Source organism: Streptomyces sp. NPDC024017 (assembly GCF_040638895.1).
In the GTDB taxonomy this organism is placed as follows: Bacteria; Actinomycetota; Actinomycetes; order Streptomycetales; family Streptomycetaceae; genus Streptomyces.
Window position 1 is genome coordinate 446,485 of the sequence record NZ_JBEZYZ010000005.1, and the last position, 15,203, is coordinate 461,687.

The following is a 15,203-nucleotide window of genomic DNA, read 5'->3' on the forward strand; positions in this document are numbered from 1 at the left end:
GGGCGGTCTCGGCCAGATGGTCGACGCTGTCCGACTGTCGCCTCGGCGCCTCTCACCATCGAGATCACGATCTACGGCTGGAGTACTAGGGGCGACGTGTTCTTCACTTGAACTGATGGTCCGCAGACGTCCGCGGTTGTCCACCGCTGTTCGTCGGCGATGTCACGCAGTTGGAGTATGTCCCGGCCCCGCGTGGCGCGAACGGTGATCGAACTGGACACCGTCCAACGCCTCTCGCAGCCCGACTGTCGTCTACCCGGCGTGGTCGGCGGCCAAGGAGTACGGCGCGGCTTCGAAGGCTGCCTCGCCTACCTTCCACCCAGTGTGCCGGGATGGAGGCCGAGAGCAGAGTCTGTGTCACTCCAGGGCAAGCAGATGCCAGAAGGCACCCTTGCGAGGCCACCAGACTGGGGCCCAGCAGCGCGAGGAGTTCGCGCATGGTCAGGGTGCGGCAGCTCGCCCCCGATCAGAGGCCGCGAGGCGTACACCTGCGGGCGGCCGCTTGAGCGACAGGCCTGTACTGTGCAGGGCCTGAGTGAAGGCGATTGCAGTGAGGTTTCCTGCCATGTGTGAATGATAGTTGGGGACGTTCAGGCGTTAACGCGATAACGGCGCCGCAGTAGCGCCAGAACTATGACGGCTGCGAAGGTCATCCACGTTTTGCCGAGGATTTGTCCAGGCAGGTAATTGAGGGACCCGAAGGCAAGGTGGAGGAACAGGAGGCTGTCGGCGAGAAGTCCGACGGTGTTCGAGGCGAGTATCGCGACGAGTAGTCCTCGCTCGCGCAGGGGTTCGTAGACGACGAAGTCCATGGTTTCAGCGACGGCGAAAGCGACCGCTGAGGCAGTGGCGAGGCTGGGGTCGGCGAGGAGGTAGGAGAGGACGGTGCCGATGGCTATGGCGGCGAGGATGGCGCCACGGCCGGTCGCCTCGCGTGCGAGGTCGCGCAGGACGAGCGCCAGGCCGACGAGGTAGACGCCGGCAGGTGCGACGTAACCGAGGCCGACGGGTACCGCGCCGAAGTGAGTGACGGCCAAGTTGGCGGCCGGGATGGTGGCGATGTAGGCGATGATTGTGGCGATGCCGGCAGGAGCGGGGGCCTTCACGATCTACTTTCTGTCTAGGTCGGCGGGGTGCTGCGCTCGGCTCCAGCGGCGGACGGGCGGTTGGACGAACGTGCAGACAGTACAGCGCAGGGTACTGACACCCCGAGGGCGTCGGTCCGTGCTGCAGTGCTGGGAAGTGCCTGGTTCCGGTGGGCAAATCCGCCTGGGGTCAGGCGGGCGATGCGCGCACTGAGGGACAGGGGTGGGCCTCTCGACGGCGGGCGCGCCAGACAGTGTCGCGGGTGCCGGCTCGCTTTACGGGCCGCGGGGCGCGTGCATAGCCGCCAGTGGGCGCCTCCCGCGGGCTCGGGCGGAACCATGCGCCTCGCCGCGGCAGGCACGGCGTAGGGAAGGGGATGGCATCCCCCGGTTCCGGCCTGAGGCGCGGGCGAGGACGTGGGTTTAGTCGGTGTAGGTCAGGCTGGCGATGGCGTCGTGGCTGTGAATACTTTCCAGATTCTTCGCGCGGATCGCATGGTTCAGACCCTTTTCGCGGCATGTGAGGCTTATTTCGCGAATGAGGTCTTCTACGAAGACGGGATGGTCGTAGGCCTGCATGGTGACGACGCGCTCATCGGACCGCTTGATGAGGGGGAAGACAGGGGCGGAGCCGACGTTGCGCAGTAGGTCGACGATTTCGTGGATCGCCAGGGGGTAGGGCGCGTCCGTTGTCCCGGTGACCGTCAGGGTGATCTCGCTGCGCTGGTTGTGGGCACCGTAGTCGGAGATGGCCTTGGAACACGGGCACAGGCTGGTGACGTCGGTGGTCACCGTGGTGGCGACGGTGCAGGTGTCGGCGGTGATGCGGCCGGTAATGGTGACGTCATGGGTTTGCCACGACTGTCGCTTACTCGCGGGTGCGGTCACGGTCGTGGCGATGGGCAGGGACAGCGTCAATACCAGGGTGGGGGCTTCGAGCAGCTCGAGCCCTCGTTTGAGGGCGATGGGCAACTCCTGCGGGGCGAGGGTGGCCACTTCCTCGTGCACCAGAGCGATCATGCGGCTCATGTGGGTGCCGCGCCGGTCGGCCTGGAGGCCGACGGTGACGCTGATGTCGGCGATGCCGTGTTGGCGTGTGTGGCCGTCATCGAACGTGACGGGGTAGCGCAGGCCGCTGATCCCTACTTCGTCGATGGCGATGCCGCGGGGGTCGGTCTCGTTTTGGATATCGTGCATGTTGCTACTCGCCTCGGTAGGTGCAACCGGAGGTGCAGGTCTCGCGCACGGTGATCGCTGACAGGGCGGGGAGTTCGGCGATCATCCGGTCCCAGATCCAGCGGGCCAGGTTCTCGCTGGTGGGGTTTTCCAAGCCTTCGATGTCGTTCAGGTAGTAATGGTCTAGTTGTGCGTCGATAGGCTTGAACGCACGCTTGACGTCGCCGAAGTCCATTACCCAGCCTGCTTCCGCATCCACTGGCGCTTCGACGTGCACGGTGATCTCGTAGGAGTGGCCATGCAGGCGGGCGCACTTGTGTCCTTCGGGGACACGTGGCAGGCGGTGGGCTGCTTCGAAGGTGAACTCGCGAAAGATTTCCATTACTGAATTCCCAGATACTTGTGCGTCTGGAGGGAAAGTGTCCAGCGCGGGTTCTTCATGCAGTACTCGACGACGGCGCGGGTGTGGGCCTCGCGATGAGCGTCGTCCAGCGGTTGCAGTCTGAAGTGGCGGAAGTTGAGGTCTTCGAACTGGGCGGGGTCACCGCCGGCCTGGGGATAGACCAGCTTGAGTTCGTCGCCGTGAGTGAGGACCAGTGTGGAGCCGATCTTGGGGCTCACGCACAGCCAGTCGATACCCCGGGGCGCCGGACGGGTGCCGTTGGTTTCCACTGCGACTTCGAAGCCGCGGTCGTGGAAGGCGTTGATGGCGTCCTCGTCCAACTGCAGCAGGGGTTCTCCTCCGGTACACACCACGAACCGGTGTGCCCGTTCGGCGGTGGGCCAGGCGGCTTCGACGGCGGCGGCTAGGTCGTCGGCGGTGGTGAAGCGGCCGCCTCCTTCGCCGTCGGTGCCGACAAAGTCGGTGTCGCAGAACTGGCAGATGGCGCGGGCGCGGTCGCGCTCCCGGCCGGTCCACAGGTTGCAGCGCGAGAAGCGGCAGAAGACCGCAGGGCGTCCTGCGTGACTGCCTTCCCCTTGGAGGGTGTAGAAAATTTCCTTGATCAGGTAGGTCATCAGGCGCTCTGGTACTGGACCGGGTCCTTCACGCCGGCTTCGGCGAAGCCTTTCAGGCGCAGCAGGCACGTCTCGCACTTGCCGCAGGCCTGTCCCTGCTCGGCGGGGTCGTAGCAGGAGGAGGTCAGGGAGTAGTCCACGCCCAGGCGCAGGCCCTCGCGGACGATGTCGGCCTTGGACAGTGTCATCAGGGGGGAGTGCAGTGTGATCTTGGAGGTGCCTTCGACGCCGGCTCGGGTGGCCAGGTTGGCCATCGTGGCAAAGGCCTCCATGTACTCGGGGCGGCAGTCGGGGTAGCCGCTGTAGTCCACGGCCGTGACCCCGGTGAAGATGTCGCTGGCGCCGACGGTCTCGGCGAAGGCTAGTGCGAACGACAGGAAGATCGTGTTGCGGGCCGGCACATACGTGATCGGTACTCCGGACTGGGGTGTGTCCTGAAGCGACTCGTGCTTGGGCACCTCGATGTCGGCCGTCAGGGCAGAGCCGCCGAAGACCCGCAGATCGATGTCGGCGATGACATGCCGGGCCACCCCCTGTGCCTGGGCGACCCGCTGGGCTGCCTCCAGTTCGATGGAGTGGCGCTGACCGTAGCGGAAGCTGAGCGCGTAGGGAGTGAATCCCTGGTCCTTGGCGATGGCCAGCACCGTGGTCGAGTCCAGGCCGCCGCTCAGCAACACGATCGCGGGACGGTCCATGCTGTCACTCCCTTGTCTGATGTCCAGTTGCCTCACTTGAGGCAGAGGAAGCCTACCCCGGTAACTACCGGCTACAGTAACTACGACAACAGACGAGTTAACGAAGCCAGAGGTCGAACCGCAGTGAACGAGTTGCCCATCGTGGTCACGTGCACGGACCGGAAGGCCTCACCACCCGTGACCGCCCTGCGGGTCCGCGATCTGCCTGCCGCGGACCTGTCCGAAAAGGCCGTGGAGTGGGAACGCCGCCTCCGCACCGCCTCCGAGGGGCGGGTGGAGTTGGCGCATCTCTACCAAGGGGACCAGTGGAGGCGCGCTCAAGCCCTAGCGGCCGCTGCGACCCACGCCGGGTTCGCCCCTCGCCTGTATGTGGCCTCGGCCGGACTGGGCCTACGATCAGTCTCCAGTCTTGCCCCCCCTTACGCGGCCACTTTCATGTCTCGACATGCAGATTCCGTGGCTTCCTCCACGTCCCAGGCGGCCGACTGGTGGGATCATCTGCAGCGCATGGACGAAAGTCATAACTTGTCCAAGATTGCGGCTTCTGCCGGGCGAATTCTTGTGGTGCTGTCCGAGACGTACGCCCAAGCCATGCACCGCGAACTGCTTGCCCTGGCGGCCAGCGGAGCGGACACGGTGCTCATCGGAGGCGCCTGCGACCTGGACGGCGTGCTGCGCATTCCAGCCAACGCCGCCCTACGTTACGCCCTGGGCGGCACCCTCACCAGCCTCAACGCCCGCACGGCGGCAGCCTGGCTGCAGCACTGCACTCCCGGCCGCCTCATTACCCCTGCCGCCACAGAACGTTGGACGACCTGGGTCGACCAGGCAGCCCGCCCGGAACGCTATGCACGCACCCCGATGTCGGACGCTGCAGTGATCGACTTCATCAAGGACATGAAAAGCCGCTACCCACATGCGTCCCGTACGCGCCTACTACGCCTACTGAGAGACGAGGGGATGGCCTGCGAACAGAAGCGCTTCGCAGGACTGTACTCGTCAACGATTGGCCAACGATGACCTCCACTGTGCTTAAGCGTCGGGCGCTGCGGATCGAGCAGCACCCCACGATCCCGCTGTATGTGTTCACCTTGGCGGCGGAAGAGGTCCACCAGGTCGCCGACGTCGCCCGCATCTCCCGAGACGAAGCGGGCAAACTGATCGGCTACCAACGCCCCGAGAAGAAGCAGCACGTGAAGCAGATTCTCGAGTACCTCGACGGCGAGGAGGTCCTGTTTCCCAATGGGCTGATCATGGCGCTGCCCTCCAGCGTGCGGTTCAAGTCCAGCCCGGGCCCGGGCAGCAGCGACGGCCTGTGCACCTCGGGCACGCTGGAGATCACACTGCCCGATGCCCCCGACGCCCCCCGGCCCGCCTGGATCGTCGACGGTCAGCAGCGCAGCCTCGCCCTGGCTCGCACCCGCAACACCCGCCTGGCTGTGACCATCGCCGGCTTCGTTGCCGAAGACCTGGAAACCCAGCGCGACCAGTTCTTGCGCGTGAACACGGTGTCCCCGCTGCCCACGAATCTCGTGACCGAACTCCTCCCGGAAGTCGGCACCCTGCTGCCGACCAAGCTCTCCGCCCGCAAACTCCCCGCCGTGCTGGTCGAGGCCCTCAATCACGACAAGGACTCACCCTTTCGAGGCCTGGTGCGCCGCCCGTCCACCACGGCCGAGCAGAAGACGGACGCCGTCGTCACGGACAACAGCCTCACCACGGCCATCCAGGAATCCCTCAACTCCCCGTCAGGCGCCTTCTTTCCCTACAAAAATCTGTCCAATGGCACGGTCGACACGGCCACCATCCGCCAGATCCTCGTCGTCTACTGGACCGCGGTGCGCGACACCTTCCCCGACGCGTGGGGGCTGCCGGCGACCAAGAGTCGGCTGATGCACGGCGTCGGCATCCGCTCCATGGGACGCTTGATGGATCGCGTCATGATGGCCATCGACCCCGCCTCACCCCATGCCGTGAAGTTGGCGCGGGACGAACTCGCCTTGATCGCACCGCACTGCCGCTGGACCCAGGGACGCTGGCCCGACCTGAACACCCCCTGGAACGAACTCCAGAACAACCCCCGCCACATCAGCACCCTGTCGAACTACCTCCTCCGTATCTATGTGCAGGAAAAGGCAAAGGCCGCGTGAAATTCTATTTCCCTGACAGCCAGGACCTGGTGAGCCCCACGTACGACTTCATCAACGATGAGTACTCGCCCTACCGAGTCCGTCAGCGCGATGACGTCTACGCCCACCAGGCCGTGACACCGATCCCCTACGACGGGATCCTTGTCAGCAAGGCGGTTGTCGACGGATCCATGAAGGGTGCAGGTAAATACTCTGCCTCCCAGCGCGAGCGCTTCTACCGCCTGGGCGTGAGGAACTTCTTCCGTCTCCCCGACGAATGCTCCACCATCGGAGACTGCGGCGCCTTCAACTATATCGACGAAGAGCGCCCACCCTACGAAGTCGACGAAGTCCTTGACTTCTACGGCCGATGCGGATTCGACGCCGGAATCAGCATCGACCACATCATCTTCGGCTACATCCCTCAAGAATCCGACACGGAACCAGAAGCGGCGTGGGTGGAACGCCAGCAGATCTCCCTGGAACTCGCTGAGAACTTTCTCACCGCGACCAAAAAGCACGGCGCCCACTTCGAACCCGTCGGCGCCGCCCAGGGGTGGGGACCCGACAGTTACGCCCACTCCGTCGCGCAACTGCAGAAGATGGGGTACCGGCGTATCGCCCTCGGCGGCATGGTCCCCCTCAAGTCCCACGAGATCCTGGCCTGCTTGCGGGCCATCGACGAAGTACGCAACCACGACACCGAACTACACCTGCTCGGCATCAACCGCGTCGACAGCATGGAGCAGTTCGCCCGCCACGGCGTGACCAGCTTCGACAGTACCTCCGCCTTCCGCCAGGCCTTCATGGACGACCGCAACAACTACCACACCGCCACCGGTGCCTATACCGCCATCAGAGTCCCCCAAGTCGACGGCAACCCCGCACTCAAACGCCTCATTTTGTCCGGAAGCGTCTCCCAGGCTCAGGCCATCACCGCAGAACGTGCCTGCCTGCGCGCACTACGGGAATTCGACAGCGGAGAGAACTCGCTCGAAGAGGTACTCGACGCCCTCTCTGTCTACGAGTCGCTCGTCCTCGGCCCGAAGAAGAAGAGCTACCTCGCATACTACGAGCGCATCCTCAGCGATGCTCCCTGGCGCGCCTGCCCCTGCGCCCTGTGCAAGAAACATGGCATCGAGATCGCAATATTCCGGGGAACCGAGCGGAACAAACGCCGAGGATTCCACAATCTGACCGTACTCGAGGCCAAAATGCGCTCCCTCACCTTCGGGTGAACCCCCACTTTTCTTCTTTTCATATGTCTGGAGATGCAATGGCCGACCGATACGAACTCAGGCTCCCGGCGCTCGAGATCCGCCAGGGCGGAAGAAAGATCTACTGCTTCGCCGTCGACGGCAAGAAGGTTCACAGCTTCGCCGCGGTCTCCCGCGTACGCCGCGACGGCGACAGCAACCTCCAGGGCTACCAGCGCCCCGAGGTCCTTAGCCACATCCGCGGCATCCGCCGCTACCTCGAGTCCGACAACGCCATGCTCCCCAACGCTCTGGTCCTGGCCTTCGACGAGAGCGTCAGGTTCGAGAGCGGGGCGCGGCGGGTCGCTGGCGTCGACTACTCCATCCCCGGCGAGTTGGTGATCCCTGTCGACGAGTCCCTTTCCGACGAGGACAAGCCCGCCTTGATCGTCGATGGCCAGCAGCGCAGCGCCGCCATCCGTGACGCCGACCTGGTCGAATTCCCCGTCGCCGCCGTCGGGTTCATCGCCGACAACCACGACGATCAGCGCTCCCAGTTCATTCTGGTCAACTCCACCAAGCCGCTACCCAAGGGACTCATCCATGAGCTCCTGCCCGAGACCAGCGGCCACCTCCCGCCCACCTACGCCCGCAAGCGTCTGCCCGCCCAGTTGATGACCCGCCTCAACACCGACGGCCAGGGCCCCTTCTACGGCCGTATCGCCAGCCCCACCTCACCCGACGGCAACATCAAAGACACTGCCGTTCTCCGCATGCTGGAGCACAGCCTCTTCGAGGGTGCTCTCTACCAGTACCGCAACCCCGAAGACGGCTCCGGCGACGTCGACCGCATGCTGCTGCACCTGCGCTCTTTCTGGGCCATCGTCAAGGACACCTTCAGCGACGCCTGGAAACTCCCGCCCCGCCAGTCCCGCCTCACCCACGGCGCCGGCATCCAGGCCATGGGCTTCGTCATGGACAGCCTCACCGATGGCATGCCTGCCGAAGACGTCGACTGCGACGCGGTGCGCAACGCTGTTCTGGGCCTGATGCCGATCACTGCCTGGACCTCCGGCATGTGGCGCTTCGCCGACGGCGAGCAGCGCCGCTGGAACGGTCTGCAGAACACTCCCAACGACGTTCGCCTCCTGACCGACCTGCTGGTCCGCGCCGTACACAGCTGACCTGACCGTTTGTCGTGCTCCGGCTCCGGGGCACGCGAATGACCGCAATCCGCCCGCCACCGGCATCCGGTGGCGGGCGGATCCGTTTTCAGTGCGGCAGTCGCCGTCTGCTTGTGCGGTGCTGCCGCCAGCGCTTTGCCGTCGATCACCAACCCATGAGGATGCCGTCTGACTCCGGTGAGTGTCGGTCGGGCCGCTGGCGGGACCGACCGAGGCCCTGGTTACTGATGTTGATGAACCTGCAACAGTACGCGGCAACAGTCGTCAACCCGATGCCGGGCAGCGGGGTAACTCGAACGCAAGCGCCGGGCGGTTGACGCCTCGTCCTGCCACGCTTGCATCTGTCCGTGGGGGCAGGTCTCGTGGCACCCCATACCTTCCGGCCCCATCAGCCGGGGCAGGTTGGGCGTCAGCTCTGTGATCGACGGCTGGGTTCCGAGGGCATCGGTCACAGCGACTCCCCGGCCCGTAGTGCCTGCAGTTACCCGGCACCGCGGGCATCAGGGTGTCCCGCGACGTTAGGCACTGACCGTTTGTGCTCAGTATTGACCGGATCAACTGTATGGGTTATGAAACTACATGATCATCCTTATCGTGATCTCACCCCCGGTTTCCTGTAGGTGGCCTGGAGGGGCGGTGGGGCGGGGCAGGGTGGCGCTGTTCGGAGTGGTGGGGGCGGCCCGGGTTGCGGCTTTGGTGCGGTGACCTAACACGTCAATGAAGCGCGATCGCCCGAGGCTGTCCACTCGACGAGGGCGTTGTCGGTGGTGCGGTTTACGCTTCAACCGGCTGGATGTGAGCATCTCGTGAAGGAAGTGCGATGTCGGGGCTGAGGGTGGGGGATTTTGTCCGGTTCGCCGGTTCGCGGGGGGTGGGGCGTGTAGGGGCGCTTGAAGGAGACAGTGTCCAGGTCGACTTCTTCGAGTCGATAGCGGAACCTGTTGCGCTACAGCAGCGCATCGCTGCACGGTTGTGCACGCCGGTGGCCCTGCCAGAGGAGACGCGGGTCTACCGGCGCGATCCCAGCACGGGCGTGTGGACCGTGGGACGGGTGCGGGGCAGCGACCCGGGCGTGTACTACGTACAGTTCCCCAATCATCCGGACGTGCACCTGCCCGTCAAGGCGGCCGAGTTGCACGTGCGCTGGGACGAACCGGTACGCAATCCGGTGGCCACCCTCGGAGCCGGCGGAAACGAGTCCGGCTACTTCCACGACGCCCGCCTGCCGATGCTGCACAGCCTCATCGCCCAGCGCAGTGCCAGCGGCAGCATTCCTGCACTGCTCTCCGCCGCCGTGGAGATCTACCCCCACCAAGTGCAGGCCGCCCTGACGGTCCTCTCCGACCCGGTGCAGCGCTACTTGTTGGCCGATGAGGTGGGACTCGGAAAGACCGTCCAGGCCGGCTACGTCATGCGGCAGACCCTCATCGACAACCCCCACGCCAGGATCGTCGTCGTTGCGCCCCAACCTCTGGTGAGGCAGTGGCGCAGCGAGATGCTGGAGAAGTTCTTCATCGACGACTTCCCCGATGCACACATCACCTTCACCGCCCACGAGACCCCCCGCAAGTGGGAGACCTACCGAGGCGCCGACCTGCTCATCGTGGATGAGGCGCATCTCCTCGTCCACGGCATCACCGAGCCCACGCAATCGCCGTACCAGGAACTGTGCGGCATCGCACACTCGGCCGCCCGATTGCTGCTGCTGTCGGCCACTCCAGTGACCTCTCACTACGTCACCCACCTCGGCCTGCTGCATCTGCTGGACAAGGACCTGTACCGGTGGGACGACCGTGCCGCCTTCGGGGAGCGCTACCGGCGGCGCAAGGACCTGGCCGATGGCGTGTTCCAACTGGACGCCTACTTCCCCGCACTGCTGCCGATGACTATTGAAAGCCTGCGAGACCTACTGCCGCCTGATGCACGCTTCGAAGACCTGGCCGCCGGAGTACTGGACCTGCTCACCGAGGACGCTGATCTGGCGGACGAGGATCAGGCTCCCGAACTGGGGCTGCGCGTGGAGAGCCTGAGAGCTCATCTCAGCGAGACCTACCGTCTGCACCGCAGGGTCATCCGCCACCGTCGCGCCTCCGTGCTCCAAGAGGACGAGGAGACGGACCTGGTGCCCTACGAGGTCAGGGGCCGCACCCGCCCGCGACTGCTCGCGGTGGACCGGGACGAACACCACCTGGGCCAGGAGTTGTTGCTCGAGTGGCGCACGCTTGCTGCCGACCACCTGATGGACACGGAAGCAGACGACCACCAGTACACGGCGTTCGCCATGGCACTGGCGGTGCTGGCCTCCCGGGCCGGGGGCCCGGCTCAGGACCTGCTGTGCGCACTGCGCTGGCGCACTCACCTCGATGAGCACGCCGCTGACCGCGCCGGACTCACCGAACAAGAACGACACCTGCTCACGGCGCCAATCGCCCTGCCGGGCGAAGGCAGCCTGCTGGAGGCCTACAGCAACCAGTGCGCCAACTCCTTCGATGCCTCCGCCTGCACCTCCCTTGCCCAGGTGCTGGCACCGGTGATGCGTCCCGGGACGAAGGTGGTGATCTTCTGTGGTCCAGGTTCCATGGCCGCACAGTTGGCGGCCGCCCTCACCGCCGCCCACGCGGCGAGTGCCTTGGTAGGCCTGCACACGACAAAAGCTGGCGCGGACGCCTGCGAACGTGCGGTGCAGGCATGGCGTGCCTCGCAGGACGCGGGAATGTGCCAGGTCCTCGTCGCCGACACCTCGGCCGAGGACGGACTGAACCTTCAAGCGGCCGACACGCTGGTGCACATGCGGCTGCCGTGGTCCCCCAATCGCCTCGAGCAGCGGATCGGACGGGTGGACCGCTACCGGGGAGTGGAATCGCTGCGGCAAAATCGGCCGGCGCAGCAATTCCGCATCGGTGACCGCGAGGGCAACGAGATGTTCTGCGGCGCCTGGGCCGGCCTCCTCCACGAGGGGTACGACCTGTTCACCGCATCGGTGTCAACTCTTCAGGACATCATCGCCGAAGGACTGGCCCGAGTGTGGCGGCGGGCGCTGACCGACGGCCCCGCAGGACTTACGGCCCTGGCACCTGCGCTGCGCGAGGACCTCCGCCAGGCCAAACGGGACATCGACACCATGGACATGCTGGAATCCAGCCACGAGACGTCGGAACAGGCACGTCAGACCACGGGCGCACTCGACCGCCTGGAACAGGACTGGCGCACGCTGCGCAAGAACCTGGTGCACTACGCTGACGACAGCAGTGGCGGCCTGCGCTTCCGGCATGACGTACGCACCGTCGCCGGTCACCAGCGTGACCTCTTCGATATCGCCTCCTCGCGCCCCCTGCTCGACCCCCAGCGTCGCAAGGCGGCCACCGAAAGCATTCACCCCCATATGTCCCAGGGCGTGTTCAACCGCTCCACAGCCTTGCGAGCACCAGGGACTCGGCTCTTTCGCTCGGGCAACCCCTTCGTCGACATGCTGGCGGGCATCGTCTTCACCGACGAACGCGGACAGGCCACGGCCTTCCGGCGCTTTGACCCGGCCTGCCGGGGCGCGGACGAGGCGTACTTCGGCTTTGAGTACCTCGTCGAGGCCGACATCAACTCCGCCCTTCAGCACCTCGCGGACGTACCGGAAGCGAGGCGGGCACTGCGGCGCCAGGCCGACCGCCTGCTCGCACCATTCACCCGCAAGGTCTGGGTGCCAGCCGGACACCGAACAGCTCTCACCAATCCTGAGGCGTGCGCTTGGCTGGACGCCCCCTACGGTCGGCAGGGCGACCAGAACTACAACTTCACCAACCATCAGCAGCTGATCACCGTGTTCGGAGGCGGGCAGGACTACCGGCGCACGGCTGAAGCAGCTGAGGAGGTGGCTCGCGCCCACCTCGTCCAGGCAACCGATCTGGTGGGCAAGTGCGTTACGGCCCAGGACCAGGCACGACAGCAGCTTGCCGTGGCGAGTGCGCAGGCGCAGGCGCGACGTGCGGCCGGGCATCTGTTGGGCGACACCGAGAGCTACCTGCTGGACGTGGCCGTGGCGCGGGATCTGACGGAAGGCCTGAGTCGTCCCTCGGTGCGCGTGGTGGCCGCCACCTGCATCGTGCGCGGTGGATACCGGACGGTGAACCACCATGGGTGATCTGTGGGCGCACGCACAGGAGTTGTTCTCGGCATGGCCCGAGGTGCCAGCGACGACCGCGACGGGGACGCTGCAACGGCTGAAGGACGCCTTGGCCGACCGGGCGGCCAAGCGGACCGACGCGGTCGACTGGCGCGACATCGCGGCCCTGACCCGCCAAGTCCTGCTGGAGGCCGCGGCCAGGGGTAACCATGCCGGCCTAGAGGTGCCGTTGGATGCGGCTCTGCCCAGCCGCGAGCAGTGGGAGCAGATGGCTTGCAGGACGCTGCCCACCGGACGTGGATTGCGTGTTTTTGCCCTGGAATGGCATCCGCGCGCCCTGACACCCCACGCACAGCAGAGCGCACGGGAGGACTTGCAGCAGATTTACCTGGGAGAAGACTCACTGCACCGGCGCCACCTCGAATCCCAGCCGGCCGATCCCTATTGGACCGAGGCCCTCGGCTACCAGGAGTACGTCTCCGTCGGACAGCAGCAGGCCGCACGGGCCGTCGCACTGGCTCCCGCGGGCAGCACCACGATCGTGTGCCTGCCCACCGGCCATGGCAAGACCGCCGTGGCCCAGGCCGCCGCGCTGCTGACAGGAGCCCGCGGGGGAGTGTCTGTCGTGGTCGTGCCCACCGTCGTTCTCGCTCTGGACATGGAGGCCAGGACGCAATCTGCCCTTGCTCTGCAGGGTAGGCAGAGCCCGACCGGCCGCTATGCCTACACCGGCGGCATGCCGCAGGAAGTCAAGCGACAGATCTGCGAGGACGTGCGGACTGGTCGCCAGCGCGTGCTATTCACATCTCCCGAGGCGGTGGTGACGGCGCTGAAGAAGCCTCTGGAGGACGCCGCCGAAGCCGGACTGCTGCAGTACTTCGTCATCGACGAGGCGCACCTGGTAGAGCAGTGGGGCACCGGCTTTCGGCCCGAGTTCCAGACCATGGCCAGCCACCGGCGTACCTGGCTGCGCAAGGCCCCACCAAACCAGGCGCCGGTGACGGTGGCGATGAGTGCCACTCTCACCCACCAGCAGGTCAGCCTGTTGGAGCAATTGTTCGCCGAAGAAGGGCAGGCCGAGGTGATATGGGCTTCCCAACTACGGCATGAGCCCAGCTATTACGTCGACACCTGCCCCGACGAGCAGAGCCGTAACCAAGCCGTGATTGACGCGGTCGCCATGCTGCCTCGGCCGCTGGCGCTCTACACCACCCGGGTCAAAGACGCCGTCGACTGGGCCGAACGGCTGCGCCAGGCCGGTTTTCGCCGTGTCACCCAGGTCACCGGAAAATCTACCGACGAACAGCGGCGGCAGGCTCTTGAGGGCTGGGCGGGATCGACCGCGGCCGGGCCTGCAACCACGCGCTTCGACGTGGTCGTGGGCACCTCGGCCTTCGGCCTGGGAGTCGACCTCGCCGACGTGCGTACCGTGGTTCACGCCTGCCTTCCGGAGACCACGGACCGCTACTACCAAGAGGTCGGCCGCGCCGGACGTGACGGCAACCCCTGCATCGCCTACATGGCCACCGCCCCTGGGGACGAGGAATTGGCCGAAAGCATCAACCGCAGCCCGCAATTGACCGCCGAGCGTGCCTGGTCCCGGTGGCGGGCTATGTGGGTGGGGCGCACCTCCACCGCCAACGGCGCCCACAGACTCAGCCTCGAAGCCCTGCCGGCCGACATGCCCGAAGGGTTCGGCCGCCACCGCAGTTGGAACGAACGCATCCTGAACTTTATGGTCAGAGCGGGGCTCATCAAGGTGAGTATCACCGACCCCCCCCAGCGCGCCACGCAGGAGGCCGACACGGCTTGGCAAGAACGCCTCGATGCGTTTTATGCGTCGCTGGGCAAAGAGTTCGACGTCTTCCTCGTGGACGGGCAGACCAACGACCGTGTCTACTTCCTGCAGCGCTTCAACGACGTCCGTCGGCTGATCATTAACGACCAGCGTGACGCCGCCGGCCGGCTGCGAGAGATCCTTCGCAGCGACCGCTGCTGGGGCGAAGCACTCGCCGACCACTATCGCGTGCCCTACCGCAAAGGCGTCCTGACCACTGGCGTCACCTGCCGTGGATGCCCGCCCTGCCGAAAGCAGGGGCCGCCGCGGACCGCACCGGAGGGCTACTACCGACTCGCGGTCGAGCCCTGGCCCGCCGTGCCATCGTGGCCGAACCGGCACGAGGATCCTCTTAAGCGGTTCCGCGCAGACCTGCCGTGCCTGTCCCTGTACTGGGAAACCGAGCAGGAGTTCACCGACCTGGTGCCCGAACTGCTCGAGCGCCTGGCTGTGCGGGGGATGTCGGTCCTCGGCGGTCCGGGACTCGCCCGACTTGCCACCCGGCGACTGCAGCGCGACGTGCGGCCCCGCCCTCTGGTCGTCGACAGGGACGAGGACCTCCTGGGCCGCTACACCAACCCGATGGTCTGGTTGCTGGACCCTTCCGCCTCCCACATGGGAGAGGAACTGACGATGCGATTTGATTCTCAGGATGTAACGTACCTGCTGCATCCACGGTCTTTGGCGCATCCGGATCGCCCCGACACCCCACTTGTTGCAATCCACCGCGCCCACTTGTGGGTACGTACTGCCTTGGAGTCGTTCTAGTG

General features: G+C 65.8%; 11 protein-coding genes. 6 read left to right on the forward strand and 5 right to left on the reverse strand.

Features of this window, described 5'->3' with window-relative positions:
- Positions 1–590: 590 nt before the first annotated feature.
- The 5 genes from AB0G20_RS16310 to queC all read right to left on the reverse strand — a co-directional run bounded on the left by AB0G20_RS16310 (position 591) and on the right by queC (position 3,973).
- Complete coding sequence (locus AB0G20_RS16310) at positions 591–1,106, reverse strand: VUT family protein (RefSeq protein ID WP_361302049.1); 516 nt, start codon at positions 1,104–1,106, stop codon at positions 591–593.
- A gap of 402 nt (positions 1,107–1,508) precedes the next feature.
- Positions 1,509–2,282, reverse strand: a complete 774-nt coding sequence (locus AB0G20_RS16315; RefSeq protein ID WP_361302052.1) for a GTP cyclohydrolase, FolE2/MptA family — start codon at positions 2,280–2,282, stop codon at positions 1,509–1,511.
- A 4-nt stretch (positions 2,283–2,286) separates the two neighbouring features.
- Positions 2,287–2,643, reverse strand: a complete 357-nt coding sequence (queD, locus tag AB0G20_RS16320) for a 6-carboxytetrahydropterin synthase QueD (protein ID WP_361302055.1) — start codon at positions 2,641–2,643, stop codon at positions 2,287–2,289.
- Positions 2,643–3,278: a 7-carboxy-7-deazaguanine synthase gene (gene queE, locus AB0G20_RS16325; RefSeq protein WP_361302058.1), complete on the reverse strand. Its 636-nt coding sequence runs from the start codon at positions 3,276–3,278 to the stop codon at positions 2,643–2,645. The genes queD and queE overlap by 1 nt, the downstream gene beginning before the upstream one ends.
- Positions 3,278–3,973 carry a 7-cyano-7-deazaguanine synthase QueC gene (gene queC / locus AB0G20_RS16330; protein ID WP_361302061.1) on the reverse strand — a complete coding sequence of 232 codons (696 nt, stop codon included), beginning with the start codon at positions 3,971–3,973 and terminating at the stop codon, positions 3,278–3,280. The genes queE and queC overlap by 1 nt, the downstream gene beginning before the upstream one ends.
- Before the next feature lie 456 nt (positions 3,974–4,429).
- Between queC and AB0G20_RS16335 the strand changes: the two genes are divergently transcribed.
- The 6 genes from AB0G20_RS16335 (at position 4,430) to dpdF (ending at position 15,201) form a co-directional block, all read left to right on the forward strand.
- On the forward strand, positions 4,430–4,993 hold the full coding sequence (locus AB0G20_RS16335) for a hypothetical protein (protein WP_361302064.1): 564 nt from the start codon (positions 4,430–4,432) through the stop codon (positions 4,991–4,993).
- The gene (gene dbpB, locus AB0G20_RS16340) at positions 4,990–6,123 is read left to right on the forward strand and encodes a DGQHR domain-containing protein DpdB (protein WP_361302067.1); all 1,134 of its coding nucleotides are present in this window, start codon (positions 4,990–4,992) and stop codon (positions 6,121–6,123) included. Before AB0G20_RS16335 ends, dbpB (AB0G20_RS16340) begins: the two co-directional genes overlap by 4 nt.
- Positions 6,120–7,340, forward strand: a complete 1,221-nt coding sequence (gene dpdA, locus AB0G20_RS16345) for a tRNA-guanine transglycosylase DpdA (RefSeq protein ID WP_361302070.1) — start codon at positions 6,120–6,122, stop codon at positions 7,338–7,340. Before dbpB (AB0G20_RS16340) ends, dpdA begins: the two co-directional genes overlap by 4 nt.
- A 38-nt stretch (positions 7,341–7,378) precedes the next feature.
- Positions 7,379–8,482: a DGQHR domain-containing protein DpdB gene (gene dbpB / locus AB0G20_RS16350; RefSeq protein WP_361302073.1), complete on the forward strand. Its 1,104-nt coding sequence runs from the start codon at positions 7,379–7,381 to the stop codon at positions 8,480–8,482.
- Positions 8,483–9,302: 820 nt separating this feature from the next.
- Entirely contained in the window at positions 9,303–12,614 is a 3,312-nt protein-coding gene (gene dpdE / locus AB0G20_RS16355) for a protein DpdE (protein WP_361302076.1), read from the forward strand.
- The gene (gene dpdF / locus AB0G20_RS16360) at positions 12,607–15,201 is read left to right on the forward strand and encodes a protein DpdF (protein WP_361302079.1); all 2,595 of its coding nucleotides are present in this window, start codon (positions 12,607–12,609) and stop codon (positions 15,199–15,201) included. Before dpdE ends, dpdF begins: the two co-directional genes overlap by 8 nt.
- Positions 15,202–15,203 lie beyond the last annotated feature (2 nt).

Bases quoted from the DNA above. Each gene is read 5' to 3' on its own strand.
- AB0G20_RS16315 (WP_361302052.1), bottom strand. From the start codon at position 2,282: ATGCACGATATCCAAAACGAGACCGACCCCCGCGGCATCGCCATCGAC.
- queD (WP_361302055.1), bottom strand. From the start codon at position 2,643: ATGGAAATCTTTCGCGAGTTCACCTTCGAAGCAGCCCACCGCCTGCCA.
- queE (WP_361302058.1), bottom strand. From the start codon at position 3,278: ATGACCTACCTGATCAAGGAAATTTTCTACACCCTCCAAGGGGAAGGC.
- queC (WP_361302061.1), bottom strand. From the start codon at position 3,973: ATGGACCGTCCCGCGATCGTGTTGCTGAGCGGCGGCCTGGACTCGACC.
- dbpB (WP_361302067.1), top strand. From the start codon at position 4,990: ATGACCTCCACTGTGCTTAAGCGTCGGGCGCTGCGGATCGAGCAGCAC.
- dbpB (WP_361302073.1), top strand. From the start codon at position 7,379: ATGGCCGACCGATACGAACTCAGGCTCCCGGCGCTCGAGATCCGCCAG.
- dpdE (WP_361302076.1), top strand. From the start codon at position 9,303: ATGTCGGGGCTGAGGGTGGGGGATTTTGTCCGGTTCGCCGGTTCGCGG.
- dpdF (WP_361302079.1), top strand. From the start codon at position 12,607: ATGGGTGATCTGTGGGCGCACGCACAGGAGTTGTTCTCGGCATGGCCC.